The organism is Lysobacter sp. ISL-50, from assembly GCF_018612875.1.
Taxonomy (GTDB): domain Bacteria; phylum Pseudomonadota; class Gammaproteobacteria; order Xanthomonadales; family Xanthomonadaceae; genus Lysobacter.
This window is the reverse complement of sequence record NZ_JAGGRI010000007.1, coordinates 163974-187283: the sequence shown is the minus strand read 5'-3', so window position 1 is coordinate 187283 and position 23310 is coordinate 163974. Positions and strand designations below refer to the sequence as shown.

24 protein-coding genes are annotated in these 23310 nt (G+C 66.7%); 6 read left to right on the top strand and 18 right to left on the bottom strand.

The genetic code is table 11. The features are described 5' to 3' along the window. Positions 1-8 precede the first annotated feature (8 nt). The 8 genes from J7J50_RS05455 to rlmE all read right to left on the bottom strand — a co-directional run bounded on the left by J7J50_RS05455 (position 9) and on the right by rlmE (position 10021). Positions 9-875, bottom strand: coding sequence for a protease modulator HflC (locus J7J50_RS05455; protein WP_215056460.1), 867 nt, complete (start codon positions 873-875; stop codon positions 9-11). After that, entirely contained in the window at positions 872-1987 is a 1116-nt protein-coding gene (gene hflK / locus J7J50_RS05450) for an FtsH protease activity modulator HflK (RefSeq protein ID WP_215056459.1), read from the bottom strand. Before hflK ends, J7J50_RS05455 begins: the two co-directional genes overlap by 4 nt. 141 nt (positions 1988-2128) lie before the next feature. After that, positions 2129-3427 carry a ribosome rescue GTPase HflX gene (gene hflX, locus J7J50_RS05445; protein ID WP_215056458.1) on the bottom strand — a complete coding sequence of 433 codons (1299 nt, stop codon included), beginning with the start codon at positions 3425-3427 and terminating at the stop codon, positions 2129-2131. A gap of 98 nt (positions 3428-3525) precedes the next feature. Further along, positions 3526-3798 (bottom strand): RNA chaperone Hfq, encoded by a 273-nt coding sequence (hfq, locus tag J7J50_RS05440; protein ID WP_057942196.1) that lies wholly within the window; start codon positions 3796-3798, stop codon positions 3526-3528. Positions 3799-3990: 192 nt separating this feature from the next. Beyond that, on the bottom strand, positions 3991-4980 hold the full coding sequence (gene miaA / locus J7J50_RS05435) for a tRNA (adenosine(37)-N6)-dimethylallyltransferase MiaA (RefSeq protein ID WP_215056457.1): 990 nt from the start codon (positions 4978-4980) through the stop codon (positions 3991-3993). A 1176-nt stretch (positions 4981-6156) separates the two neighbouring features. Further along, entirely contained in the window at positions 6157-7056 is a 900-nt protein-coding gene (gene folP / locus J7J50_RS05430) for a dihydropteroate synthase (protein ID WP_215056456.1), read from the bottom strand. 259 nt (positions 7057-7315) lie between these two features. Next, entirely contained in the window at positions 7316-9211 is a 1896-nt protein-coding gene (gene ftsH / locus J7J50_RS05425) for an ATP-dependent zinc metalloprotease FtsH (protein ID WP_215056455.1), read from the bottom strand. A gap of 162 nt (positions 9212-9373) precedes the next feature. Next, complete coding sequence (gene rlmE, locus J7J50_RS05420) at positions 9374-10021, bottom strand: 23S rRNA (uridine(2552)-2'-O)-methyltransferase RlmE (RefSeq protein ID WP_057942192.1); 648 nt, start codon at positions 10019-10021, stop codon at positions 9374-9376. A 78-nt stretch (positions 10022-10099) separates the two neighbouring features. Between rlmE and yhbY the strand changes: the two genes are divergently transcribed. The 4 genes from yhbY to J7J50_RS05400 all read left to right on the top strand — a co-directional run bounded on the left by yhbY (position 10100) and on the right by J7J50_RS05400 (position 12256). After that, on the top strand, positions 10100-10405 hold the full coding sequence (gene yhbY, locus J7J50_RS05415) for a ribosome assembly RNA-binding protein YhbY (protein ID WP_057942191.1): 306 nt from the start codon (positions 10100-10102) through the stop codon (positions 10403-10405). 124 nt (positions 10406-10529) lie between these two features. Continuing rightward, the gene (locus J7J50_RS05410) at positions 10530-10904 is read left to right on the top strand and encodes an Mth938-like domain-containing protein (protein WP_215056454.1); all 375 of its coding nucleotides are present in this window, start codon (positions 10530-10532) and stop codon (positions 10902-10904) included. 32 nt (positions 10905-10936) lie between these two features. Further along, on the top strand, positions 10937-11506 hold the full coding sequence (locus J7J50_RS05405; RefSeq protein ID WP_215056453.1) for a D-Ala-D-Ala carboxypeptidase family metallohydrolase: 570 nt from the start codon (positions 10937-10939) through the stop codon (positions 11504-11506). 156 nt (positions 11507-11662) lie between these two features. Continuing rightward, the gene (locus J7J50_RS05400) at positions 11663-12256 is read left to right on the top strand and encodes a hypothetical protein (RefSeq protein ID WP_215056452.1); all 594 of its coding nucleotides are present in this window, start codon (positions 11663-11665) and stop codon (positions 12254-12256) included. 233 nt (positions 12257-12489) lie between these two features. Here the strand turns inward: J7J50_RS05400 and J7J50_RS05395 are convergent, their stop codons facing one another. The 9 genes from J7J50_RS05395 to surE all read right to left on the bottom strand — a co-directional run bounded on the left by J7J50_RS05395 (position 12490) and on the right by surE (position 20736). Next, a complete protein-coding gene (locus tag J7J50_RS05395) occupies positions 12490-13149 on the bottom strand; it encodes a hypothetical protein (protein WP_215056451.1) in 660 nt (219 codons plus the stop codon). A 256-nt stretch (positions 13150-13405) separates the two neighbouring features. Continuing rightward, a complete protein-coding gene (locus J7J50_RS05390) occupies positions 13406-13783 on the bottom strand; it encodes a hypothetical protein (RefSeq protein ID WP_215097467.1) in 378 nt (125 codons plus the stop codon). 283 nt (positions 13784-14066) lie between these two features. After that, positions 14067-15407, bottom strand: a complete 1341-nt coding sequence (locus J7J50_RS05385) for a hypothetical protein (protein WP_251044205.1) — start codon at positions 15405-15407, stop codon at positions 14067-14069. A gap of 339 nt (positions 15408-15746) precedes the next feature. Next, a complete protein-coding gene (locus J7J50_RS05380) occupies positions 15747-16955 on the bottom strand; it encodes a hypothetical protein (RefSeq protein WP_215056450.1) in 1209 nt (402 codons plus the stop codon). A 92-nt stretch (positions 16956-17047) separates the two neighbouring features. Then, positions 17048-17671, bottom strand: coding sequence for a hypothetical protein (locus J7J50_RS05375; RefSeq protein ID WP_215056449.1), 624 nt, complete (start codon positions 17669-17671; stop codon positions 17048-17050). A 30-nt stretch (positions 17672-17701) separates the two neighbouring features. Further along, positions 17702-18484 (bottom strand): peptidoglycan DD-metalloendopeptidase family protein, encoded by a 783-nt coding sequence (locus J7J50_RS05370; RefSeq protein ID WP_251044236.1) that lies wholly within the window; start codon positions 18482-18484, stop codon positions 17702-17704. 129 nt (positions 18485-18613) lie between these two features. Next, positions 18614-19225 (bottom strand): YqaA family protein, encoded by a 612-nt coding sequence (locus tag J7J50_RS05365; RefSeq protein ID WP_057942184.1) that lies wholly within the window; start codon positions 19223-19225, stop codon positions 18614-18616. 27 nt (positions 19226-19252) lie between these two features. Then, the gene (locus tag J7J50_RS05360) at positions 19253-19933 is read right to left on the bottom strand and encodes a protein-L-isoaspartate(D-aspartate) O-methyltransferase (protein WP_215056447.1); all 681 of its coding nucleotides are present in this window, start codon (positions 19931-19933) and stop codon (positions 19253-19255) included. After that, positions 19930-20736 carry a 5'/3'-nucleotidase SurE gene (gene surE / locus J7J50_RS05355; RefSeq protein WP_215056446.1) on the bottom strand — a complete coding sequence of 269 codons (807 nt, stop codon included), beginning with the start codon at positions 20734-20736 and terminating at the stop codon, positions 19930-19932. The genes J7J50_RS05360 and surE overlap by 4 nt, the downstream gene beginning before the upstream one ends. Positions 20737-20874: 138 nt before the next feature. Here surE and J7J50_RS25090 point away from each other — a divergent pair, with 138 nt between their 5' ends. Both J7J50_RS25090 and J7J50_RS05345 read left to right on the top strand, forming a co-directional pair. Then, positions 20875-21618: a LuxR C-terminal-related transcriptional regulator gene (locus tag J7J50_RS25090; protein WP_215056445.1), complete on the top strand. Its 744-nt coding sequence runs from the start codon at positions 20875-20877 to the stop codon at positions 21616-21618. A gap of 483 nt (positions 21619-22101) precedes the next feature. Beyond that, positions 22102-22689 (top strand): Smr/MutS family protein, encoded by a 588-nt coding sequence (locus tag J7J50_RS05345; protein ID WP_251044204.1) that lies wholly within the window; start codon positions 22102-22104, stop codon positions 22687-22689. Positions 22690-22740: 51 nt separating this feature from the next. On the opposite strand, the gene J7J50_RS05340 is transcribed toward J7J50_RS05345, so the two are convergent. After that, positions 22741-22986: a hypothetical protein gene (locus J7J50_RS05340; protein ID WP_057942180.1), complete on the bottom strand. Its 246-nt coding sequence runs from the start codon at positions 22984-22986 to the stop codon at positions 22741-22743. Positions 22987-23310: the final 324 nt, after the last annotated feature.

Sequence of the window (23310 nt, the reverse complement as noted above, 5' to 3'; positions counted from 1 at the left end):
ACGTCCGATCAGCGATCGGACTTGAGGTATTGCAGGAACGGATCGTCGCGGTCGAGCACGATCACGCTCTGGCCATCGGCGAAGGACTTGCGATACGACTCCAGGCTGCGCTGGAAGGCGAAGAACGCCGGGTCCTTGGACGCGGCCTCGCCGTACAGGCGGGTGGCCTCGGCATCGCCTTCGCCGCGTTGACGCTGGGCGTCGCGCTCGGCTTCGGCCAGGATCACGGTCTTGTCGCGGTCGGCGGTGGCGCGGATCGCCTGCGCCTGCTCCACGCCCTCGGCGCGCAGCTGGCTGGCGACCTGCAGACGCTGCGAGCGCATCTGGTTGTAGACCGACGCCAGCACGTTGCTGTCCTGCGGCAGGTCGATGCGCTTGATGCGGATGTCCTTGATCTTGATGCCGAGCGTCGCCGCGCCCTTGTTGATGGTTTCCAGTTGCTTGCCGATCACCGCTTCGCGATCGCCCTTGACCACTTCGAGCAGCTTGAGCGAGTTGATCTCGTTGCGCAGCGAATCGCGGATGATCGGCGCGACGCGCTCGACCGCGACGTCTTCGTCGCCGCCGGTGGCCTGGAAGAACTTGCGCATGTCGTCGATCTGGCCCAGCGCGAAGAAATCCACGCTGACGTCGAGCTTGTCCGCGGTCAGGTAACGCTCGGGCTCGGAGTTGAGGATCTTCAGGCGGCGGTCGAACACGCGCGCGGATTCGATCAGCGGCCACTTGAAGTGCAGGCCGGGACCCAGCTCTTCGCCGCTGACGATGGTGCCCAGGCGGAACACGATCGCGCTCTGGCCCGCCTTGACCACGAACACCGATCCCAGCAAGGCCAGCAGCAGGGCCACGCCCGCTGCAATCAGGGCAGGAACTCTCATCGCATCACCTCATCGCGGGTCTTCGGACGCGGCGGACGGCCGACGTTGGGAACGGTGGAGAGCGAGTCGGTCGCGGTGACCGGGCTCAGCAGCTCGGGCTGGGCCAGCGGCACGCTGACCGGACCCGGCGTGACCGGCACGCCGCCGCGATCGGACATCGGCACGTAGATCATCTGGCGCGAATCGCCGCCGACGATCTTGCGGTTCTGGCTCAGCACGTCCTGCACGGTGTCCAGCCACAAGCGCTTGCGGGTGACGTCCGGCGCGTTCTTGTACTGATCGACCAGCAGCGAGAAGCGGGTCGCGTCGCCTTGCGCGCGCGCCACGACCGAGGTCTTGTAGCCCTCGGCGGTGGTGCGGATGCGCTGCGCGTCGCCGCGCGCTTCGGGCACGATCTGCTTGGCGTAGGCCTGGGCCTGGTTGATCGAGGTGGTCTTGTCGGCGTTGGCGCGCTGGGCTTCGTCGAAAGCGTCCTTGACGTCGTCCGGCGGGCGCGCGTTGGGCAGGTTGAGCTCGGTCACGGTCAGGCCGGTCTCGTAGTCCTTCAGCGAACCCTGCAGGCGCTGGCGCACCTGGGTGGTCAGCAGGCTGCGCGCGCCGAGCACGGTGTCCAGGTCGGAACGGCCGATCTGCTCGCGCACCGCGCTCTGCGCGGCCTGCTTGAGCACGTCGTCGGGCGCGCGCGAACCGAACAGGTACTTGTACGGCGACTCGATCCGGTACTGGACGTTGATCTCGACATTGACCATGTTGCCGTCGCGGGTCAGCACCGGCATGGTCTCGCTGTAGGCCTTGCTCTGGGTGGCGTTGACCTTGGTGACGCTCTCGATCGGCCACGGCGCCTTGAAGTGCGGGCCGGGCTGGAGCACGCGCGAGAAGTTGCCGAAGCGCAGGACCACGCCGCGTTCCTGCTCGGTCACCAGGACGAAGCAGTTGAACAGCAGCCACAGGCCGATCAGCAGCGCGACCCAGCGCAGGATGCCGCCGCCCCCGTTGCCGAACAGCCCGCGCAGGGGCTCGATCAGCGCGTCCAGGCCGCGGCCTGGGGGTTTGCGTTGCCGCGACGGTCGGTTGTCGCCGGAATTGTCACTGCCGGGGGTGTTCCAGGCCATGCCTGCTCCTAAAGAAGTGGACGCCAGACGGGACATCCTGTCCCGCCTGCTGCGCCGGCCGCGACACTGATCGCGGCCGGCCTCCGGCGCAAGGGCGCCGCGGCGATCCGCGCGCATTCATGGCGCGCGAACCTGTCGATTCTAGGTGGGGGCCTGGGCGGCCTCAAGCAAGGGCCGCAAAACCTCGCCGTGCGCCTGCACGAACAGGCGCTGGGCGTCGGCCACGGCGAGATCCACCTCGACCAGCCAGCCGAGCTCGTCGGCCTGCTCGGCGCGCACCGCGCCGAGCTCGTGCAGGCGCGCGCGCAGCTTCGCCGCCTGCGGCACGATGCGCACGCTGCCCTGCACGTGGCGCAGTTGCAGGGCTTCGCCCAGCGCGCTGCGCAGCAGGTCGAGGCCCTGGCCGTCGCGGGCGGAGACCCAGACCCGGTTCTTTTCCTCGCCCGGGCGGTCGATGCGCGGAGCCACGCCGTCGAGGCGGTCGATCTTGTTGAACACCAGCACCTGCGGCAGATCGCCGGCGCCGATTTCGTTGAGGACTTCATCGACCTGGGCGATGCGCTCGTCGCGCAGCGGGTCGGCGGCGTCGATCACGTGCAGCAGCAGGTCGGCCTCGCGCGCCTCCGACAGGGTCGAGCGGAACGCGGCGACCAGATCATGAGGCAGGTCCCGCACGAACCCCACCGTGTCGGCCAATACCGCGGCGCCGCCGGACAGATCGATCCGGCGCACGGTGGGGTCCAGGGTCGCGAACAACTGGTCGGCGGCGTAGGCATCGGCGCCGGTCATGGCGTTGAACAGGGTCGATTTGCCGGCGTTGGTGTAACCCACCAGGGCCACGCGCGGCAGTTCGCTGCGCATGCGCGCGCGGCGCATCTGGGTGCGCTGCACTTCGACCTTGTCCAAGCGTTTTTGCAATTGCTCCAGGCGCTTTTGCAGCAGCCGGCGGTCGGTTTCCAGCTGGGTTTCGCCGGGACCGCGCAAGCCGATGGAGCCGCCGCGCTGGCGTTCCAGGTGGGTCCAGCCGCGGATCAGGCGGGTGGACATGTGCTTGAGCTGGGCCAGTTCGACCTGCAGCTTGCCCTCGGCGCTTTGCGCGCGCTGGGAGAAGATGTCCAGGATCAGGCCGGTGCGATCGACCACGCGGCGCTCCAGCAGGCGCTCGAGGTTGCGCTCCTGGCCGGGCGACAGCGAGTGGTTGACCAGGATCAGGTCGGCGCCGCTGGCGTCGGCCGCGGCCTTGACCTCGTCGAGCTTGCCGCTGCCGATCAGGGTGGCCGCGTTGGGCCGGTCGATGCGCGCGGTCAGCACGGCGGCCACGGAGGCGCCGGCCGATCGCGCCAGATCGGCGAACTCTTCCAGCAGGTCCTCATCCGGCGCGCCGCCGGCATGAGGCTGGATCAACAAGGCGTGCTCGCCCTTTTTAGAACGCTCGAACATCAGTCGGGAGGGTGCTCGGAGAAGTGAGGAACAGGCAGAACGAACTCATATGGAGGCGCCGCGCCGGTTTCTCAATTCTCCACCGCCCGCTCCCGCGTTTATTCGGCCTCTTCGCCGTTGTCGCTGCCGTCGGCGGACTGCACATAGCCGCCGCCCGGGCCGACGCGGACGTTGCGCGCGGGGACCACGGTGGAAATGGCGTGCTTGTAGACCATCTGGCTTACGGTGTTGCGCAACAGCACCACGAATTGGTCGAAAGATTCGATGGTGCCCTGCAACTTGATGCCGTTGACCAGGTACACCGAGACCGGTACACGTTCGCGACGCAGCGCATTCAGGAAAGGATCCTGCAGGGATTGCCCCTTAGACATCTTCTAGTTCCCCAGCATGTTCTAGTTATTAGGACGGCGCGCCCCGCTCCGGCGGGTTCCCAGTGTGCCCCGGGAGGCCCGAAGGCGGGTGCTTCCGTATCGCCGGCTGTTGTCCCCACAGGGGCGACTGCCCGATGTTAACGCAAGTGCAAGCAAACATTGCGACCCGGTTCCGGGTTTGCGCGCTCCATTCTATGCGGCGGGTGTCCCTTCGCGCAGCCGCCCGGCGGCGAACAGCCTCAGCGCGCATGCGAGTTCCGCCGCATCGCGCAAAGGATCGAACCAGCGCGCGTCAAGCTCGCCGCGCAGCCAGGTCAACTGGCGCTTGGCCAACTGCCGGGTGGCGAAAACCCCGCGGTCGCGGAACTCGGCGGCGGCGTAGGCGCCGTCCAGATGTTCCCAGGCCTGGCGGTAGCCGACCGCGCGGATCGCCGGCAGTTGCAGCGGCTGCGGGTGCGCCCGCAGGCCGGGCAGTTCGCGCAGTCGCCGGACTTCGTCGAGGAAGCCGGCCTCCAGCATCTGCTCGAAGCGGCGCTCGATCCGCCCATGCAGCACCGCGCGATCGGCCGGCGCCAGCACCAGCTTGAGCACGCGGTACGGCAGCCGCGGCGCCTGCGCCGAGGCGCGGCGCCAATCGCTGATGCCGCGGCCGGACAGCCGATAGACCTCCAGCGCGCGCTGAATGCGCTGGGCGTCGGTGGCGTGGATGCGCGCCGCGGCCTCCGGGTCGATCGCCGCCAGCTGCGCGTGCATCGCATCCCAGCCCTGCTCCGCGGCTTCGGCGGTGATCCGCTCGCGCATGGAAGGATCGGCCTCGGGCATGTCCGACAGCCCGTGCAGCAGGGCGTGGAAGTACAGGCCGGTGCCGCCGGCGAGGATCGGCATCCGCCCGCGCGCGGCGATCTCGTCCATGGCCCGGCGCGCATCGAGCGCGAACTCGGCGGCCGAATAGGTCTGCCAGGGATCGCGCAGGTCGATCAGGTGATGCGGGACTTGCGCCCGCTCCGCCTCGGTGGGCTTGGCCGCGCCGATGTCCAGGCCGCGGTAGACCAGGGCCGAATCGACGCTGACGATCTCCCCGTCCAGGCGCTGCGCCCAGTCCAGCGCGAGCGCGGTCTTGCCCGAGGCGGTCGGCCCCATCAGGGCGATGGCGAGTGGGCGCGGGTCGGAGGAAGCGGTCATGCGGGCGGCGAAGCGTAACGAGCCGGAAGCCTCGCACAGGCACGGGCGCGACGAAAGCCGCGGTCTGCCCCGCGCTCCGGTCGCTGGCCCGTCGCCGGTTCCCCACAGATCGTGTGGAGAACCACTGGGGCAAGCCTGTTGATAAGCGCCCGCAGCCCAGGCGCCGCAACGGCTTGCGGCGGTTTGTCGGTTTTTTGACCACTCGGTCACGGTTGTCCACACAGCCTGTGGACAAGCCTGCGGACAGATTCCGGATCGACCTGCGCGAAGCGTTGCGGCATAAGCATTGCAAGAGGGTTGGCGAAAAATTGACCACTCTATTTTCTTGACTTCGATCGCGCGATCGGCGTGTCGACTCGCGAGCGGCCGATGCGCGCGTGAACGCGTCGATTGCGATTTCCACAGACTCTGTGGACAAGCTTGAGGACACCGGTGTGGAGTCTGCGCTGCAGGCCTTGCGCTGCAAGGGGTCGCATATGTTTGGACATTTTTTGACCACACAAATCGCTTGACAGCGCATCGCGATTCGGCGGGTGCGCGATGAGCGCTTATGGATGCGGTCGCATCGGCATCGCATCGAACGCGCAACGCGATCGACGCGGCGGCAAGCGCGCTTGCCTGTGGCGCAACGCGGACTTGAGCGCTGTCCACAATGCCTGTGGACAAGCCTGCGGACAGGCATGTGCGGTTTGCGCTGAGCGCCTTGCGTGGCAAGGGCCTGGGCAACTATGGACAAATTTTAGCCAACGATTTTGTTTGACTTTTCCGCGTTTGCGCGCATGCGCGCGATCGCCGGCGCGATGCAGAATCGTTCGTGGATTGCAAGCGCTTTCGAGCGTGTCGGCGCATCGTCGCCGCCGGATTCGCGCGGCGAATTTTTATGTCCACAAACACTGTGGACAAACCTGCGGATACACGCATTGGCATCGTGTTTCACGCCTTATGCCGCAAGGGTCCGGCCATTGCGGCTAAATTTTAGCCAAGGCGATTTCGCGGCATGCGGAGCGAATTTTCAGGCGCCGTGCCGGCGTCGATTTTCGTGCATCGCTACGAGTCGCTGCCGCGTGATCGCGATTTCGTCAAGGCCTTGGATTCGCGTCGCTTGTACCGGGAGATACGCGCGGGTCGCGGACCGCGGCTCATGCCATCGCCCCGGCATCGCCGGCAACCCGACCTTTATTCGTCGTCAGGCCACTTCGGCATGGCCGGTGACGCGGCACGCTTGGGCATCTGCTGCGCCGCCACCGCGGCCCAGACCTTGAGCGCATCCACGGTCGCGGCGACATCGTGCACGCGCAGCAGCATCGCGCCGCGCTGCGCCGCGATCAGATGCGCGGCGACCGAACCGTGCACGCGCTCGCGCGCGTCCTCACGCCCGGTCAACTCGCCGATGCTGCGCTTGCGCGACAGTCCCGCGAGCACGGGCACACCGAGTTCGGTGAAGCGTTCCAGCTGCGACAGCAGGGTCAGGTTGTGCTGCAAGGTCTTGCCGAAGCCGAAACCGGGATCGACCACGATGCGCTTCTTGGCGATGCCGGCCATCTCGGCGGCGAAGATGCGTTCGGCCAGGAAGCGGTGCACGTGCGCGACGACATCGTCGTATTCGGGTTGCTGTTGCATCGAGCGCGGTTCGCCCAGCATGTGCATGAGCACGACCGGCACGCCGAGTTCGGCCGCGGCATCCAGCGCGCCTTCGCGACGCAGCGCGTAGACGTCGTTGATCAGGCCGGCGCCGGCGGCGACCGCGGCGCGCATGACTTCGGGCTTGGAGGTGTCGATGCTGATCGGCAGCGAGGTCTCGCGCGCCAGCCGCTCGATCACCGGAATCGTGCGGCGCAGCTCTTCCTCCAGCGGGACTTCGTCGGCGCCGGGGCGGGTGGACTCGCCGCCGATGTCGAGCGCGTCGGCGCCCTCCTCCGCCAGCCTCAGGCCGTGCGCGACCGCCGCTTCGAGCGTGTCGTGGGCGCCGCCGTCGGAGAAGGAATCCGGCGTGACGTTGACGATGCCGAGCACGCGCGGGCGATCGAGCGTCAGGCGGCGGCCGTTGCAGTCCAGGGTCGGGGCGAGGTCGAACATGGGCGGTTCCGGGCGGGCGGCGATGATTGGAATGCTAACCGCTTGGGCACTGGGTGGGTTTGCTGGAGGGCTGATCGAAAAGCATCGGGGCTGAAGCCCCTCCTACAAAAGACCTCGTGCATTCCCGAAGTCTTTTGTAGGAGGGGCTTCAGCCCCGATGCTTTTCGTCCAAACACCAGACACCCCAAAAAGAAAACGCCGAAGCAAGCTCCGGCGTTCCCGTTCTCTCAGCGATGTCCGCTTACGCGGCGCGATCCGATCAAGTCTGCGCCGCAGGCCCGCCGATCGCGCCCGGACGGTTGTCGTCCTTGGACACCTTGCCCGACTTGGCCCAATCCGCCGGCGGGCCCGGCTCGCGGCCGGCCATGATGGCGTCGATCTGGGTCGCGTCGATGGTTTCGTACAGCAACAAGGCATCGGCCATGATGTGCAGCTTGTCGAGGTTGTCCTTGAGGATCTGCGAGGTGCGGCCGTAAGCCTTGTCCAGAATCCCGCGCACGACTTCGTCGATGCGGCGCGCGGTCTCGTTGGACACGTTCTTGTGCTGGGTGACCGACCGGCCGAGGAAGACTTCGTCTTCTTCTTCGCCGTAGGCGATCGGGCCCATCTCGTCGCTCAGGCCCCATTTGGTGACCATGTTGCGGGCCATCTTGGTCGCGCGCTCGATGTCGTTGGACGCGCCGGTGGTGACCTTGTCCACGCCGAAGATCAATTCCTCGGCGACGCGGCCGCCGTACAGCGAGCACAGCTGCGATTCGATCGCCACGCGGTTCATCGAGTACTTGTCGCCTTCGGGCAAGTACATGGTCACGCCCAGGGCGCGGCCGCGCGGAATGATGGTGACCTTGTAGACCGGATCGTGCTCGGGCACGACGCGGCCGACGATGGCGTGGCCGGCTTCGTGATACGCGGTGAGCTTCTTCTCGTCCTCGCTCATCGCCATCGAACGGCGCTCGGCGCCCATCAGGATCTTGTCGCGCGCCTTGTCGAAGTGCTCCATGCGCACGTCCTTGGCGTTCTCGCGCGCGGCGAACAAAGCCGCCTCGTTGCACAAGTTGGCCAGATCGGCGCCGGAGAAACCCGGAGTACCGCGGGCGATGGTCATCGGCTCGACGTCTTCATGCAGCGGCAGCTTGCGCATGTGCACGCGCAGGATCTGCTCGCGGCCCTTGACGTCGGGCAGGCCGACCACGACCTGGCGGTCGAAACGGCCCGGACGCAGCAGCGCCGGATCGAGTACGTCGGGGCGGTTGGTCGCGGCGATCACGATCACGCCTTCGCCGCCTTCGAAACCGTCCATCTCGACCAGCAACTGGTTGAGGGTCTGCTCGCGCTCGTCGTGACCGCCGCCCAGGCCGGCGCCGCGATGACGGCCGACCGCGTCGATTTCGTCGATGAAGATGATGCACGGCGCGTGCTTCTTGGCCTGCTCGAACATGTCGCGCACGCGGCTGGCGCCGACGCCGACGAACATTTCCACGAAGTCCGAACCGGAGATCGAGAAGAACGGCACCTTGGCCTCGCCGGCGATGGCGCGGGCCAGCAGGGTCTTGCCGGTGCCGGGCGGGCCGACCATCAGCACGCCGCGCGGAATCTTGCCGCCGAGCTTCTGGAACTTGGACGGATCGCGCAGGAACTCGACCAGCTCGCCGACTTCTTCCTTGGCCTCGTCGCAGCCGGCGACGTCGGCCAGGGTCACCTTGACCTGGTCCTCGCCCTGCAGCTTGGCCCGCGAGCGGCCGAAGCTCATCGCGCCCTTGCTGCCGCCCTGCTGCATCTGGCGCATGAAATAAACCCAGATACCGATGAACAGCAGCCACGGCAGCACGTTGATCAGGATCATGATCAGCGAGGGGCTGCTCGACGGCGGAGTCTGCTCGGTGACGACCTTATGGTTGATCAGGTCGTTGATCAGGTAGGGATCGCGCGTGCTGTAGGTGGTGAACGAGCTGTCGTCCTTGCGCTTGCCCGTGATCGTCGCACCATCATCGGAGATCTTGACCTCCTTGATGCGGTCGGTCTGAACCTGGTTGATGAACTGGTCGTAGGCGAGCACTTCGGTCCCCGGCGTGCGCGGACCGAACGCCTGGAACACCACCATCAGCACGACGGCGACGATCACCCAGAGCAGCAGATTCTTGGCCAAATCGTTCATGTATTTCCTACCCTGCGACCCCACAGGCTGTGTGGGGGGTCTCGTGTCCTCCGACGCCTCGTGCGCCGGCGGTAACGCCCAGATTGTCACACACCCGTCGCCGGGCACTTGCCGAGATTCGGCCGGTTCAGCGCCCGGTGCAATCACCCGTTAGCCCAAGGCTCAGGTCATCGCGGCCTTTTTGCCCTGTGCCAGCGCGTACACCTCCGGCGACCGCTTGCGCGAAGCCGCCGGCTTGCGGATCGACACCTTGGCGTAGCGACGGCGCAGTTCGCGCACGTAATCGTCGAAGCCCACGCCCTGGAACAGCTTGATCAGGAACGTACCCTCGACCTTCAGGTGCCGGTCGGCGAAATCCATCGCCAGCTCCGAAAGGTGCATCGCCCGCGGCAGGTCGACCGCATCCACGCCACTCATATTGGGGGCCATGTCGGACAGCACAAGGTCCACGCTCTGCCCGCCCACGCTGGCTTCCAGCTGGGCCAGGACCTCGTCTTCGCGGAAATCGCCGAGAATGAAATCGACCCCGGCCAGGCCGGGCATCTCCAGGATGTCCAGGGCGATGACCCGTCCGGGCTGGCGCGGGTTCATCCGGTCCAGCTCGCTGCGGACCCATTGCGACCAGCCGCCGGGCGCGGCGCCCAGATCGACCACGATCATCCCGGGCTTGAGCAGGCGGTCGCGCTCGACCAGTTCCTCTAATTTATAGGCCGCGCGCGAGCGCAAGCCTTCGGCCTTGGCCTTCTTTACGAAGGGGTCGGAGAAGTGTTCCTTGAGCCAGCGCTGGCTGGATTTGCTGCGGGTCGCCATGAGCGGGCGGCCGTCCCGGTGGGGGTTGGGGACGCCATGATACCCTGAGCGCCCTTTCCGCTCCGTTCGTGTGACCCGATGCCGACCCTGCTGACCTCCGCCCAGACCCGCTTCCTGCGCGGACTGGCCCACGACCTCAAAGCGATGCTCCAGGTCGGCGGTAAGGGGGTGACGGATTCCTTGGTCGCCGAAATCGACCTGGCCCTGGAACACCACGAGCTGATCAAAGTGAAGGTCGGCGCCGACGACCGCGAAGTCCGAGACTCACTGATCGCTGAGATCGCCCAGCGCACCGAGTCCGCCCTGGTCCAGCGCATCGGCCACACCGCCGTGCTGTACCGGCCGAGCAAGGACAAGCGGCAGATCGTGTTGCCCAGGGCCTGAGAGGCCGGGAATCGGGAATTGGGAATCGGGAATCGGTAAAAGCCGCCCCGCCCCAGCTTTTCCCGATTCCCGATTCCCGATTCCCGATTCCCGATTCCCGATCCGCCATCCCCGTCCCCGTCCCATGCAACTGACCCTCGAGCGTCCCGACCACGAATTCTTCCTGCGCGGCGCCGACGGCCAGGCCGCGCTGGTGAACGATCGCCGGATCGAGCGCAGTTTCGTGTTGGCGCCGAACCGCCTGGTCGAAGACTGGGCGGTGGGCGATGTGCGCTCACTGACGATCGAAGACCTGGAACCCTTGTTCGCGCTGGAGCCGGAGCTGATCGTGCTCGGCTGCGGCGCCGCCCAGGCGTTTCCGCCGGCCGCGACCCTGGCCGCCTGCCTGCGCCGCGGCGTCGGCCTGGAATCGATGACCAACGCCGCCGCCGCGCGCACCTTCAACGTGCTGGCCGGCGAAGGCCGGCGCGTGGTCGCGGGGTTCGTGCTCGCGGCGTGAGTCGCGGCGCCGATCCGATACGGCGCGCTCGATTGCTGTTTGCGCTGTTAGCGATCTCGATCGCCGCTTGCCAAGCGCCCTCGCCGGCCGAGCGTTATCAACACTGGCTCGCCGGCCAGCGCACCGATGTTGACGAATATCGGGCGTACCTGCGCGCCCAAGGCGTCGCCGGCCTGATACCGATGAGCGAGTTGCTGCGCTCCGGGCGACGCTGGCGGTGGTGCCGCGCGGCCGAATTCGCATTGCCGCCAAAATCGGCTTGGCCCGATACCGTCCGCACCTTGCGCTTGATCGGCGATCTGCGCCGTGCCGGTTTGCTCGACGGCGCCGAGCTCACTTCCGCCTACCGCGAGCCGCGATTGAATCGCTGCGAAGGCGGCAGCTCACGCAGCCGGCATATGAGCGGCGGCGCATACGATTTCGACCTCGCCAGCGACGCGGACATCCAGTCGTTATGCGCGTTCTGGCGTCGCGAAGGCGCGGCGCGCAGCTTCGGCCTGGGCTTTTACGATCGCCGCCATCTGCACATCGACACCGCCGGATTCCGCAGTTGGGGACACGACTACACCCGGCGCACGTCGCTTTGCATCGCGCGCCCCTAGCCCGACGCGAGCTGCGCCGTCCGCAAGATCGCGAACGCCTTCAAACGGCAGCGCATGGCTTCCACGCCGACCGATGCGAAAGTGGCGCGAACGATCTGCCGGCGCTATAAACGCGAAACGCACCGGAAGGCCGAGGATTCCCAGCAGGGGTTTTGCATGACCACCCGCCTCACTCACGACGAGACCGACAGCGCGCCGCTGGATTCGCGCGAGCTGAACCATCTGCGTTCGCAAGTCTCCGCGATGCCGCCCCGGTTGTCGTTGATCGGCGGTCTGGCCACGGTCGCGGTGGGCCTGGGGATAGTGATTGCCTGGCCGGAGCTGCACGGCTACGGATCGCTGTTCGGCTTCGGCGTGCTGTTTCTGATCGGGTTGCTGATGACGTTGTCGATCTATCACGATCAGCAGGCGCTGCGCGCGGATCTGGCCGGCGGCATCAAGCTCTGGCGCGACGGTTATGTGCATGCGCTGTGGACGAGCGAGGACAGCGATTCCGGGCGGACTCATTACAGTGTCGACATCGCGGTCGATCCCGACTCCGATAGCGCTCCCGATACGAAGTCACCCATGAGCTTCCGGGTTCCGTCGGCGTGCTATCACGCGATCGCGCAAGGCGACCGCGTCCGTATCGCCTACACGCCGCGCCAAGCCGTGCTGTTCAATCTGATCAACGGCAACTACGAGTACATCATCCTCGATGGACACGGCAGGATCATTTCGTCGTCGCCAGATGCCTCGTCCGGAAAATAGCAACCGGGTTGAAGCCATTCTGTGCGGCTCAATGAGTGCGGATCGTGCGTGGACTCAACGAAGATCGTTTTTTGCCCGTCATTCCCGCGAACGCGGGAATCCAGTGACTTCAAACGTTCTCGCACGAAAGTCGCTGGATTCCCGCGTTCGCGGGAATGACGAGCAAAAAATGTGGATGCTCGCTATGAAGCAGAGCCTTTAACAGCCCTACGAGCACATCGCTCGACAAAACCTCAGTCGCCCAGGCGATAGCGATAAGACGCCGTGCCCAGTTCCATCACGATGCCGCTGGCCGGCACGTACCAGACGCTGACCCGACGATCTTTCTGCAGCGCGGTATATGCACTGCGCGGCACCTTGAACTCGATCGTGCTCGCGGACGCTTTGTCGCTGATCAAGGTGAGGATGCAGTACGGCCGCAGCTTTCCGCCGGCGACGCGCATGGATGCGACGCGGCCGCTGGCGAGCACCTTGGTTCCAAGCTCGATATCGTCGCGCGCATAACGCCCGCGGTTTTCCGCAATCGGAAAATTCAGCGAAAGCATGAACACCAGGCCGGCGGCCACGAAGGCCACTTCGCCGCCGAAGCCGAACGGCAACACCAGCGAGCCCGCGGCGGCGGCGGCGAGCAGCAGCGCCGTCAGCACCATCCAATAGCCGCCGCTCCTGGCGACAAGCTGGCTGCGTTCGAATTCGCTCAGCGGCCGACTGGTGTCGGCGCGGGCGTTCCAGGTGGTGATCGGTTCGAGATCTCCGAGCGGGAGACTCCATCCTTCTTGGTTCAGGGTCAGCATGTGCGTTCTTCTTGCGGCGGGGGAAGTGTGCGGGGCGGCGAAACGAAACTTTGCGTGCCGCATGCATCGAAGCTGTACTTGCATGCGGGCGACGGTCAAGCGCCATCGAGCTTTATTTCCGAGTTCTGCGCGCCGTTTGCGCATTCGCGCGATGCGCCGATCACATTCATCGCGACTGCGCTGCAATGCGCGCAAGCGACGCGAATACGATCATTTGTTGCGCGCGTAACTTGTATCGAATCAGTCGCAACGAATCAGAATTTTTTCATCGACCTTTCATCGGTTTTTTCCAGCCTTTTATCGATGTTCAGTGCGATTTCGAACCTAGTAATCACCCTAGGTACGCGCGCCGCTTTTACTTGCATGCGCGACTCGCGCGATGCGCACAAACCCGTGTGCACCGACGCGATACCGTCATCGCGATGCGTACATAACTGCTGAAAAAACGCAGCCCGGCTTGCGCGACGTCGAAGTCGCGCAACGGCAGGGTTGGGTTTCGTCCGGTGATGTCGATGCGCCGATCCCTTGGCCCGCTCGTACTCCATTGCGGTTCCATTCCGCATCGGTACAGGCGCACGCCGCGCGAGAACATCGCTCGCAGCAGCCACAGTCGCACCGCGGCGCGGACACTAGCACGCGATTTACCGAACAAGTATTCGAATACGGCATGCATTCGATCGATTCGGCCGACGATTATTTCGATCTGCGATATAAGCCCGGTTTTCTTGCGCAATGCGGCCCTGGCAACGACGGCATTCGCATCAGATCGCGCAGTCGCTTCGCCGACAAGCCGCGACCATGCGCAAAGCCGGCGTTTTACGGGGAAAACGAATCTCAGCGCCCTGTCATGACTCGTTCCACACTTGCATCGGAACTGCGTGCATCCAGCCGCCACCTGTCGCCTTCCTGTCGCCGCTCATCGCCGCGCCTGAATTCGTTGCACCGGAAACCGCGTTCATCAAACCAGGACCGGGCTGATGCGTTGCGCAGACTGAAGTCCTGCACCGTGACATCGCTTATTTCGCGACTTGCTGCAACACCCGATCGCCTGGACGCTCGCCGGCCGCCAACCCCCAACCGGACTTGAGCCGCAGCTTCCAACCGGCTCCCGATACCTCGCTGCCGCGGGTCTTCTTCGACGGCGCCACGAGAACCAGCGTGCGCCAATCGGGTTTCATCAAGGCGCCTTCGCTGACCTCCAGCGTGCCCCAGTCGTCGCTGATGCGCAGACCCGGATAGACCGTTCCGTGCTCGCCCAAGGCTTGCAGATTGCGCGGATCGAACTGGATATTCATATGCTGCAATGGCACGCGCAGTACCGGGCCGTCGACAAAGCGACGCAGGTTGTCCGCGAACGCGCGCTGACGTGCGAGTTCGCGTACTTGCTCGCTCTCGCGCAAGGCTGCGCCGTCGTAACGCGCGGCACGCTGGCCCAAGGTCTGCGTGCCCGCATTCTCGTCGGCGCCCGCAGTGGCGGACAGCAGCGAATACAGACTCGCAGGCGTCGCGAGCCGTTCGCGCCAACCCGGCGCGCGGCGGTCCAGCAACAGTCCATAAGCCGGACCGGTGGCGTAAGCGAAGGAACGCACGAAGCTCGGATCGCCGACATGCACGCGCAGATCGTGCAGCGCGGCCTGCAGACGCCGTTCCGGCGTGGCCTCGCCGACCATCACGCCGGTGTATTCGGCCAGGCCTTCGTTGAGTTCCAGCGCGGCCTCGTCGTTCGCGGCCTTGGGGAAACGCCGATAACGATCGGCGCGGAACGCCAGCGCATCGTCGATGGCCAGACGCTGGGCCTGCTTATCATCGGCCAGCAACGCGGCGGCCAGCGCGCGCCATTCCAGTTGCAACGCGTAACGGCCTTCGAACGTATCCAGATGCGTATTGTCGCCGCCTTCCACGGCAGCGATGCGCAACTGCGGATGCAAGCGGTGGAACAGTTCGTGCGCGATCAGTACCGAGCGCCGCGCCGCATCCTCGGGCAACGGCCAGACCAGCTGAGTCCAGTGCGTGCCCGACCAGTGCGTCGCGGTATTGGCGGCGTTGTCCTTGGCCGGCAGGCTGCCGATGAAGACCGCGCCGCTGACCTTCAAGGCGCCGTCGGCATCCGCCTGGCTGGCGAGGATGGCGCGGGTTTTCGGATCCACCAGCATGATCGGCGCGCACAACGATGCGCCCCACAGCTCGCCGGCGTCGCGTTCGCACAATGTGCGCGCCAGCGCGAACACCTGGACGGCGCGCTCGGGGGGAATCGCGGATTCGTCCGGCGTTTTCGTCGCGCTTTCGGCGGCAATCGCAGTGGACGGGGCGAACGACAGCGTCATGCTCAACACACCCGCCCATATCGCTGACTTCATGCACGCCTCATCGAGTGGACCGGCGCACGGCGAACGCCGCACGGCTTCATGTCGATGCTAGTTGCGACGGCCAGGCGCTCACCAGTGCTATTGGTTCGTTTCGTGCTATTGCAGATGTCACTGGCGTGGCAGGCGCCGAACAGATACCGAGCGCTGTGACCACGCAGTCGCCCTCGACGAAGGCGAGTTCGATCTGCGGCAGCGGGCCGTCCCTGTCTTCGAGGTATCGCGCCAAAACGTCCGGCATCGGGGTCGCTGAGCCGGCGCGATTTCAGGACATCGCCACCGACGACCGCACAGACATCGGCGCCATCGCGCCCGGGTCGCCGTGGATCGCGCTCAGTCCGATTTCTGGCGCAAGGAATAACGGTAGGTGTCGGTTTGCAGATGCAGAATCGTCTTGCTCACCGGGACGTAGACGATGCGCACCGCATCTTCCGGCAGCAGCGCATGGTACAAGCGGCTCTCCACCACGAACATGATCGTCTGCGGCGGCGATTCATCGGTCGTCACCGTGATGAAGCTGTAGGGGCTGCCGCCTTCGGAACTCTCGGTGCGCATATGGCTGATGCGGCCGCGGACGCTCACCTTGATTCCTTCATCGAGATCCGACTGCAACTTGTCGTCTTCATTCGCCAGCATGAAACCGACCCAGCCGAGAACGACGACCGTAATGGCGGCGGTCGCTGCGCTCGCTCCAGCGCCGATGCCGCCCATTCCGGCCAGCGCCCATATCGCCGCGAAAACCAATCCCAGAACGCCCAGGAAAGCGACGATTCGGCAACCACCCATTCGCGTCGGAGCCAGCCGGTCCCGGTCGCGCGCGCTGAGCGGCTCGGTAATGCGCGGCGCTGCCCGCTGCGGCGTGCTGTCCATGCTCACAGTTGCTTGCGGGCGAAGTTCGCAGACATCGTCAGGGGTATCGCCCGCCGGTTGCGCGGACGCCGTCGCCTGCCGCAGCTTTCGCGCCGCATCGCGCTGCGTCCTGCGCAGTTCCAGACGCGCCTGCGCCGAGTCGTTTTGCTCCACTGCGGCCTGCCAGGCCGCATCCTCCGCACCGAGCGTGTATTCGTAGCCCACCGCGACGACGTTGATGACGGTCTTGCTGGCCGGCGCATAGGCGACCTGGACTTGCTCGCCGTACTCGACCTCGAAGAACTCACGTTCCGGCAGGGTGAATTCGAGCTTGCACGGCGGCGTTTCCTGCGTCAGCAGTTCGATGCGATAGCGCGACTGCTCGCCGCCATGAACGACTTTCACCACCTTCGCCGCGACCAGCCGCTTGATGCCGCCGTCGATATCGGCCTGCAGGCTCGTACTCGTGCTGTAGCTGACCAGCACCGTCAGCGCGGTCATCGCCAGGCCGGCCAGCAACGCCATCACCGTCCAGAAAACGCCGTAACGCTCCCACGTCACCATCACCACTAAGAGCGTGATCACGAAGAACGCTATCCCCGAAAGCGCGCCATCGGACTTGAGCGCATCCAGGCGAGCGATCTCGTCCTGGCTCAGCGGCTGGGTCTGCGTTTGTTCCGGCGGTGCCGACATGCTGATCCTTCAGACTGTTTCGCCAGCCGCGCGAGCTTCGACAGATTCCATCCTAACGCGCCGTCCGGGCGGGACACGCGGTGCCGCGCCCCTCACGCCGCCGTATTCGCCGCGCCCTTGGTCGGGTCCGGGCGCCGGCAGTAGCTGCAATGCCCGGCCTTCAGCTGAAGGATCGTCTTGCTGAGCGGAACGTAGGCAATACGCACGATGTCTTCCGGCTTGACCAACTGGTACAAACGCTTTTCCACGAAAAACTCGAGCTTCCGCGGTGGCGTTTCGCCGCTCAGCACGGTAACGAAACCGGGGCCGTCGCCCTCTTCGGAGCCCATGCGGTCGATGCGGCCGGATACGATCAGTTTGATGCCGGCATCCAGATCCGAGCGCAGCCTGACGTCCTCTTTCGACATCAAAAAGGCCGGTGCGACCAGGACGCAGACAACGCCAAAAACGATGGCCGCGACCGCGCGAATGTCCAGGCTGTAGATCCCGGTCACCCCGAATACGATCGCGATGATCAGGGCCATCGCGCCCACGAAACCGATGATTCCGCTGGCGCCCGACTGCATGCAGACCAACACCTCGCGGTCGCCCGCATCGAGCGGCCGGGTCTGGATCAGCCCTGGCGTGGCTTCGATGCCGTCCCATCGAAGATCGTCGCCGTCATCGGGCGAGCCCGGCGGCGGCCCGGCCCGGGTTGCATCCGGCGGTGTCGACATGCTGATCCTTCAGACGATTCGCGAGAGCGACTATTTCGCCGGCAGGTACAACATCGGATCGACCGGCTTGGCGTTGTAGCGCACTTCGAAGTGCAGCATGTCGCGCGCCGCGCCGCTGCGGCCCATCTCGGCGATCTGGTCGCCGGCCTTGACCAATTGGCCTTCGTTGACCAGCCGCTTGCGGTTGTGGCCGTAGGCCGACAGCCATTGTTCGTTGTGCTTGACGATGATCAGCTCGCCGTAGCCGACCAGGCCGGTGCCCGAATAAACGACCACGCCGTCGGCGGCCGCGCGCACCGGGGCGCCGCTGGCGCCGCCGATGTCGATGCCCTGCTTGGTTGGTTCGTTAGCGAGGTAACGGCCCAGCAGCGGGCCGTCGGACGGCCAGCGCCAGCGGATGCCGCTGTCGACCGGCGCGGCCGCAACCGGCGGCGGCGTACTCGGCCGCGGCGCGGTGGTGGTGCCGCCGGCGACCGGAGAAGCACCGCCGGCCGAACCCGACGAGGGCCGGCCGCCGCTTTGCGGATACAGGCGCAGGCGCTGGCCGGGATACAGGCTGTAAGGCGGCGACAGATTGTTCCAGGCGGCCAAGTCGGCCAGTTGGATGCCGTTGTTGGTGGCGATGCGATACAGGCCTTCGCCGCGCTGGACGGTGACGGTGGCGCCGTACTTCGGCCGCGACGCCGGCGGCGGCGCGGGACGCGAGCCGCTCGGGCGCGAGGCGCTGGGGCGTCCGCCGCCGCGGTTGGGTTCGCGGACGACCGTACTCGAACAACCGATCAGGACGAGCGAGGCCAATACGCAGGAAGCCATCGCCAAGGTCGGGGTTCGGGTCGTCTTGCTCATGCCTGTCCTCTTGCCGCGCCGCTGCTCGCGCGCGTTGTGTCCGGTGGTGCGCCGGTGGGGTATTGCCGCCTGCGCCAGTGTGGCGTCAGGCCCGGCTCAGTGCTGTGAACGCCAGACCAACCAGGCGACCGCGGCCACCACCAGCGCGGTGGCGATCCAGCCGATCGGCTCGATGTAGCGCCGCAGCGCCTGCTCGGCGCGTTCGCCGCCGATGCGGATCGCCAGCGCCAGCAGATACACGCGCTTGCCGCGGCCGATCAACATGCTCGGGATGTATTGCAACATAGGCACGCCGACGATGCCCGACGCCCAGGTGAACACCTTCATCGGAATCGGCATGAAGCCGCCGAGCACCAGGAACGCGAACACCGCCCACGGCGACTCGACCATCTTGGCCTGCACGGTGGCGATGCCCGACTCGATCGCCGGCAGCATGCCCAGCGCGGCGAACATCGGCTTCAGCGCTTCGAAGGCGTAATGGCCCAGCGCATAGCCCACCAGCGCGCCGGCCATCGAGCCTATCAGGCTCAAGGTGGCGAACCAGAACGCGCGCCGCGGCTGCGCCACCGACATCGGCGCCAGCATCACCTCGGGCATCACCGGGAAGATGATCGCCTCGATGAAGCTCAGGCCGGTCAGGTAGGCCGGCGCGTGCCGGTGCCGGGCCCAGGTGATGGTGCGCTCGTAGAGCGGGCCGAAAATCTTCAAGGGGGGAATTCCTGTCGGCTGCGAGGGTCAGTCGATCATGCCCGACAGCAGCGGCACGAACACCACCGGCGCGAGCGTGTGTTGGACGATGTTGCCGTCGGCGTCCTTGCGCAGCTTGAGCAGCGACTGCGAGGACGATGCGCCGACCGGCGCGATCAGCGTGCCGTTGACGGCGAGCTGATCGGTCAATGCATCGACCAGCGCCGGCGCGGCGGCAGTGACGATGATCGCGTCGAAGGGGCCGTTCTCGGGCCAGCCGATGCGGCCGTCGTCGTGCTTGCTGCGCACGTTCAGGCCGAGCTGGCGGAAGCGCTTGCGCGCGGTGCGCAGCAACTCGCCGATGCGCTCGACGGTGTGCACTTCCAGGCCCAGCGCGGCCAGGATCGCGGCCTGGTAACCCGAGCCGGTGCCGATCTCCAGCACCTTGGCCGGCACGCCGTCCTCGAACAGCGCCTCGGTCATCCTCGCCACCACCCACGGCTGGGAAATGGTCTGGCCGTGGCCGATCGGCAGCGCGGTGTCTTCGTAGGCGCGCATCGCCAGGGCTTCATCGACGAACAGATGGCGCGGCACGGTGCGGATCGCGTTGAGCACGCGTTCGTCGCGGATGCCGGCCTCGCGCAGGCGCTCGACCAGGCGGTCGCGCACGCGCTGCGAGGTCAGGCCGCTGCCGATGGCTTCGGGCTGCAGGCGCATGCGCTGGATCATGCCCGGCGCTCCGCCGAGGCGTCGGCCGCCGGCGCGTCCAGCGCCGCGGCCAGGCCGCCGACCCAGCTGGCGACCTGTTCCAGCGCCTGATAGCGGGTCAGATCGACGTGGATCGGGGTGATCGAGATATTGCCGGTGCGCACGGCCTGGAAATCCGTGCCCGGGCCGGCGTCGGCCTCGGCGCCGGCCGGACCGATCCACCACCACTGGCGGCCGCGCGGGTCTTTCTGCTCGATGCAGGCCTCGGCGCGATGGCGGTTGCCCAGCCGGGTGACTTCGAAACCGGCGACCTGCGACCAGGGCAGATCGGGCACGTTGACGTTGAGGATGGTGTCGGCCGGCAGCGGATCGGTGCGCAGGCGGGCGATGATCTCGACCGCGGCGCGCGCGGCGGTTTCGTAGTGGCGGCCGTGGTGATCGGCGGTGGCCAGCGACATCGCCACCGCCGGCAGGCCCAGGAACCGGCCTTCCATCGCCGCGGCGACGGTGCCCGAATAGATGACGTCGTCGCCCATGTTGGCGGTGTTGTTGATCCCGGACACGACGATGTCCGGTTCCAGCTCGAGCATGCCGGCCAGGGCCACGTGCACGCAGTCGGTGGGCGTGCCGTAGACGCGCCAGGTGCGCTCGTCGAGCTGATTCACCCGCACCGGCATGTCCAGCGTCAGCGAATTGCTCGCGCCGGAACGATCGCGATCGGGAGCGACCACCAGCACTTCGTGACCGGCGTCGCGCAGCCCCTGGGCGAGGATACGGATGCCGGGCGCGTCGACGCCGTCGTCGTTGCTGACCAATACGCGCATGAGGCTCCGCTGAGAAAAAGGCTGGCAATCAGAGCCCGAATGATACCCGATAGGGCGACCGCCTTCCCGCGCCGCGGCCCGCGGCGGGCCGGCGTATGATGGTCGCGGCCCGCCGGGACGCAGGTATACAGGTACGGCATGGAGTATTGGGATCATATCGATCGGGTAATGCGCGCCGGCACGCTGGAGGAAGTCAAAGCGGCCACCACCGCCTATACGCGGGCGGCCGGGTTCCGGCATCACGGTTACGCGACCAAGCTGCGCGAGCCGCTCGGCGACGGCGGCGACTTCGTGTTTTTCGAAGATTTCGACAGCGATTGGTCGAAGACCTATCCGCGCCTGGCCACGCCGGATTCGGAGCAGACCGATCCGCGCATCGTGCTGTCGCGCGAAGGCTTTCCGGCGGTGGCGTGGAATTCGCGCGGACACACCAGTTACGAGGCGCCGCGCATCGCGCTGGCGCTGCGCACGCGCAAGACCCTGGTGCAGGCCGGCGAATTCGGCCTGCACGGCGGCATCACCGTGCCGAGCTGGTCGCCGGGCACGCAGTGGGCGTTCACTACCTTCACCCTGCAGTCGCGGCTGGACCCGCGCGAACTTCTGCCGGTGCTCGGCGAGTCGGTGTATTTCGTCAGCTGCATGCACGCGGCGATGGATCGGCTGCTGCGCCGCCCGGTCGGCGCGCCGCGGCTGAGCGCGCGCGAGCGCGAGGTGCTGCGCTGGTCGGCGATCGGCAAGACCTCGTGGGAAATCTCGATGATCCTGCGCATCAGCGAGCGCACGGTGAATTTTCATCTGCAGCAGGTCTCGCGCAAGCTCGGCGTCAAGGGCCGGCGCGCGGCCTGCGCGCGCGCGGTGGCGATGGGCCTGATCGTGCTGTGACGCGCGCGGGGCGCTGACGGTTCGCATCGGCTGGGACGACGCGGGCCGAACCGCGCATCCGTGCCGCGAGGACGCGCGGCGACTTTGCTTAATCGGCCGATTCGCTCGCAGCCCGCGACACCGTCCAGCGCGGTCCCAATCCGCGGCCGCGCACGATTCTTCGCGGGTTCGCGGCCGCGATCCCGCCCACCCCGCCGCCCCGCCCGGCCTGTCAGTTTTGACAGTCGCCGCCTCGCGCCCGCCGCCGCGCGTGGTCCACTTCACTCACACGGCGCCCGCCGACACATGCGCGGCGCACGGTGCGAGGGGACTTCGCGGCGGAGCACCGTTCCTGACACCTGTTTCCCCGGTGCAGGCCCGATACCGACGGGTCGCAGTTCCCATGGAAGGGCCGGGGCTTTTATTCGCGGGCGCCGCGCCGCCGGGCGCGCGATCGCGGCGATGCCGCCCGCGCATGCGCCGCGCGGCGATTATCCTGTGCCGATGACGCCCCTGCCCGACCGCCCCGACGAAGACACCGACGGCGACGACGACGCGGCCCTGTTCCGCGCCGCGATCGGCGAGGTGCGCCGCCTGCCCGATGCTGCGCCGCCGCCGGCCGCGCCCAAGCCGCGGCCGTTGCCGTGCATGGCCGAGCGCGACGAAGCGCTGGCGCGCGACGAATTCCGCCACGCCCTCGATCAAAGCCTGCTGGAAGCCGGCGACGCGCTGAGCTATCGCCGCGACGAACTGCCGCCGAAAGTGTTCGCCCGGCTGCGCCGCGGCGAGATGTCCGCGCAAGAGGAACTGGACCTGCACGGCAGCCCGGTGCGCGAGGCCGAAGCCCTGCTGCGCGCGTTTCTCAACGACGCGCGCGAACACGGGCTGGGTTGCGTGCGGATCATCCACGGCAAGGGCCGCAACGGCGTCAACGATTACCTCGACAGCCGCGGCGCGCCGGTATTGAAGAATCTGGTCGATCGGATGCTGCGGCAGCGCGCGGACATCCTCGCCTTCCACTCCGCGCCGCCTGCGCAAGGCGGCACCGGAGCGGTGGTGGTGTTGCTGGCCAAATCGCAGCGGCGGCGTTGAACCGTTGCGAATGCCGGCGCCGGCGCGATCGCCGGCGCCAGCGTCGGCCGATTATTGTGGCGTCGCCTCGCTGATCAGCTTGCGCCGATCCGGCGGGTTGACCCACATCACCTCGATCCCGCGCTTTCGCGCCAGACGCTCGACCGCGGAAACATAACGGTCGTCGCGGCTCATGCCGGCGATCTGGTGATTGGACATGCTCGGTTCGACGTAGGTCGATTTGCTCTGGGTGCCGGCGCAAGCGGCCAGGCCCAGGATCGACAACGACAGGACGACGGTACGCGACAATGCGTTCATGACGCTGGCTCCCTGACGCGTGAAACCCGGTCGCGCTGGGCGCCGGGCGGCAGCAGGCCCCTGCCCGCTGTTAACTCGGCTTATACGCCGGCGCAAACCGTGAGCCAGTGCCGTCCGATACCATCCGACAAGCGGTCGTTTCCGGCGTCCGAATGCGGCGTCTCGGGAACTGAATAGATGGTTTCAGGACATCGCGCGGCCGATCGACCGGGGCCGCACAGCGGCCAATGCGCCGCCAGAAAGTCTTTTGTAGGAGGGGCTTCAGCCCCGATGCTTTTCTTTCAGATCAGGCCTGGGCTGCTAGCGGCGATCTGAAAGAAAAGC

What these genes read in the sequence shown, in the direction of transcription:
- rlmE (WP_057942192.1), bottom strand. Translation starts at nt 10,021, where the DNA reads ATGGCGACCCGCAGCAAATCCAGCCAGCGCTGGCTCAAGGAACACTTC.
- J7J50_RS05370 (WP_251044236.1), bottom strand. Translation starts at nt 18,484, where the DNA reads ATGGCTTCCTGCGTATTGGCCTCGCTCGTCCTGATCGGTTGTTCGAGT.
- J7J50_RS05360 (WP_215056447.1), bottom strand. Translation starts at nt 19,933, where the DNA reads ATGATCCAGCGCATGCGCCTGCAGCCCGAAGCCATCGGCAGCGGCCTG.
- hflK (WP_215056459.1), bottom strand. Translation starts at nt 1,987, where the DNA reads ATGGCCTGGAACACCCCCGGCAGTGACAATTCCGGCGACAACCGACCG.
- ftsH (WP_215056455.1), bottom strand. Translation starts at nt 9,211, where the DNA reads ATGAACGATTTGGCCAAGAATCTGCTGCTCTGGGTGATCGTCGCCGTC.
- J7J50_RS05375 (WP_215056449.1), bottom strand. Translation starts at nt 17,671, where the DNA reads ATGTCGACACCGCCGGATGCAACCCGGGCCGGGCCGCCGCCGGGCTCG.
- J7J50_RS05455 (WP_215056460.1), bottom strand. Translation starts at nt 875, where the DNA reads ATGAGAGTTCCTGCCCTGATTGCAGCGGGCGTGGCCCTGCTGCTGGCC.
- J7J50_RS05400 (WP_215056452.1), top strand. Translation starts at nt 11,663, where the DNA reads ATGACCACCCGCCTCACTCACGACGAGACCGACAGCGCGCCGCTGGAT.
- J7J50_RS05340 (WP_057942180.1), bottom strand. Translation starts at nt 22,986, where the DNA reads ATGAACGCATTGTCGCGTACCGTCGTCCTGTCGTTGTCGATCCTGGGC.
- J7J50_RS05385 (WP_251044205.1), bottom strand. Translation starts at nt 15,407, where the DNA reads ATGAAGTCAGCGATATGGGCGGGTGTGTTGAGCATGACGCTGTCGTTC.
- yhbY (WP_057942191.1), top strand. Translation starts at nt 10,100, where the DNA reads ATGCCGACCCTGCTGACCTCCGCCCAGACCCGCTTCCTGCGCGGACTG.
- miaA (WP_215056457.1), bottom strand. Translation starts at nt 4,980, where the DNA reads ATGACCGCTTCCTCCGACCCGCGCCCACTCGCCATCGCCCTGATGGGG.
- surE (WP_215056446.1), bottom strand. Translation starts at nt 20,736, where the DNA reads ATGCGCGTATTGGTCAGCAACGACGACGGCGTCGACGCGCCCGGCATC.
- J7J50_RS25090 (WP_215056445.1), top strand. Translation starts at nt 20,875, where the DNA reads ATGGAGTATTGGGATCATATCGATCGGGTAATGCGCGCCGGCACGCTG.
- J7J50_RS05380 (WP_215056450.1), bottom strand. Translation starts at nt 16,955, where the DNA reads ATGTCGGCACCGCCGGAACAAACGCAGACCCAGCCGCTGAGCCAGGAC.
- J7J50_RS05345 (WP_251044204.1), top strand. Translation starts at nt 22,102, where the DNA reads ATGACGCCCCTGCCCGACCGCCCCGACGAAGACACCGACGGCGACGAC.
- hfq (WP_057942196.1), bottom strand. Translation starts at nt 3,798, where the DNA reads ATGTCTAAGGGGCAATCCCTGCAGGATCCTTTCCTGAATGCGCTGCGT.
- folP (WP_215056456.1), bottom strand. Translation starts at nt 7,056, where the DNA reads ATGTTCGACCTCGCCCCGACCCTGGACTGCAACGGCCGCCGCCTGACG.
- J7J50_RS05410 (WP_215056454.1), top strand. Translation starts at nt 10,530, where the DNA reads ATGCAACTGACCCTCGAGCGTCCCGACCACGAATTCTTCCTGCGCGGC.
- hflX (WP_215056458.1), bottom strand. Translation starts at nt 3,427, where the DNA reads ATGTTCGAGCGTTCTAAAAAGGGCGAGCACGCCTTGTTGATCCAGCCT.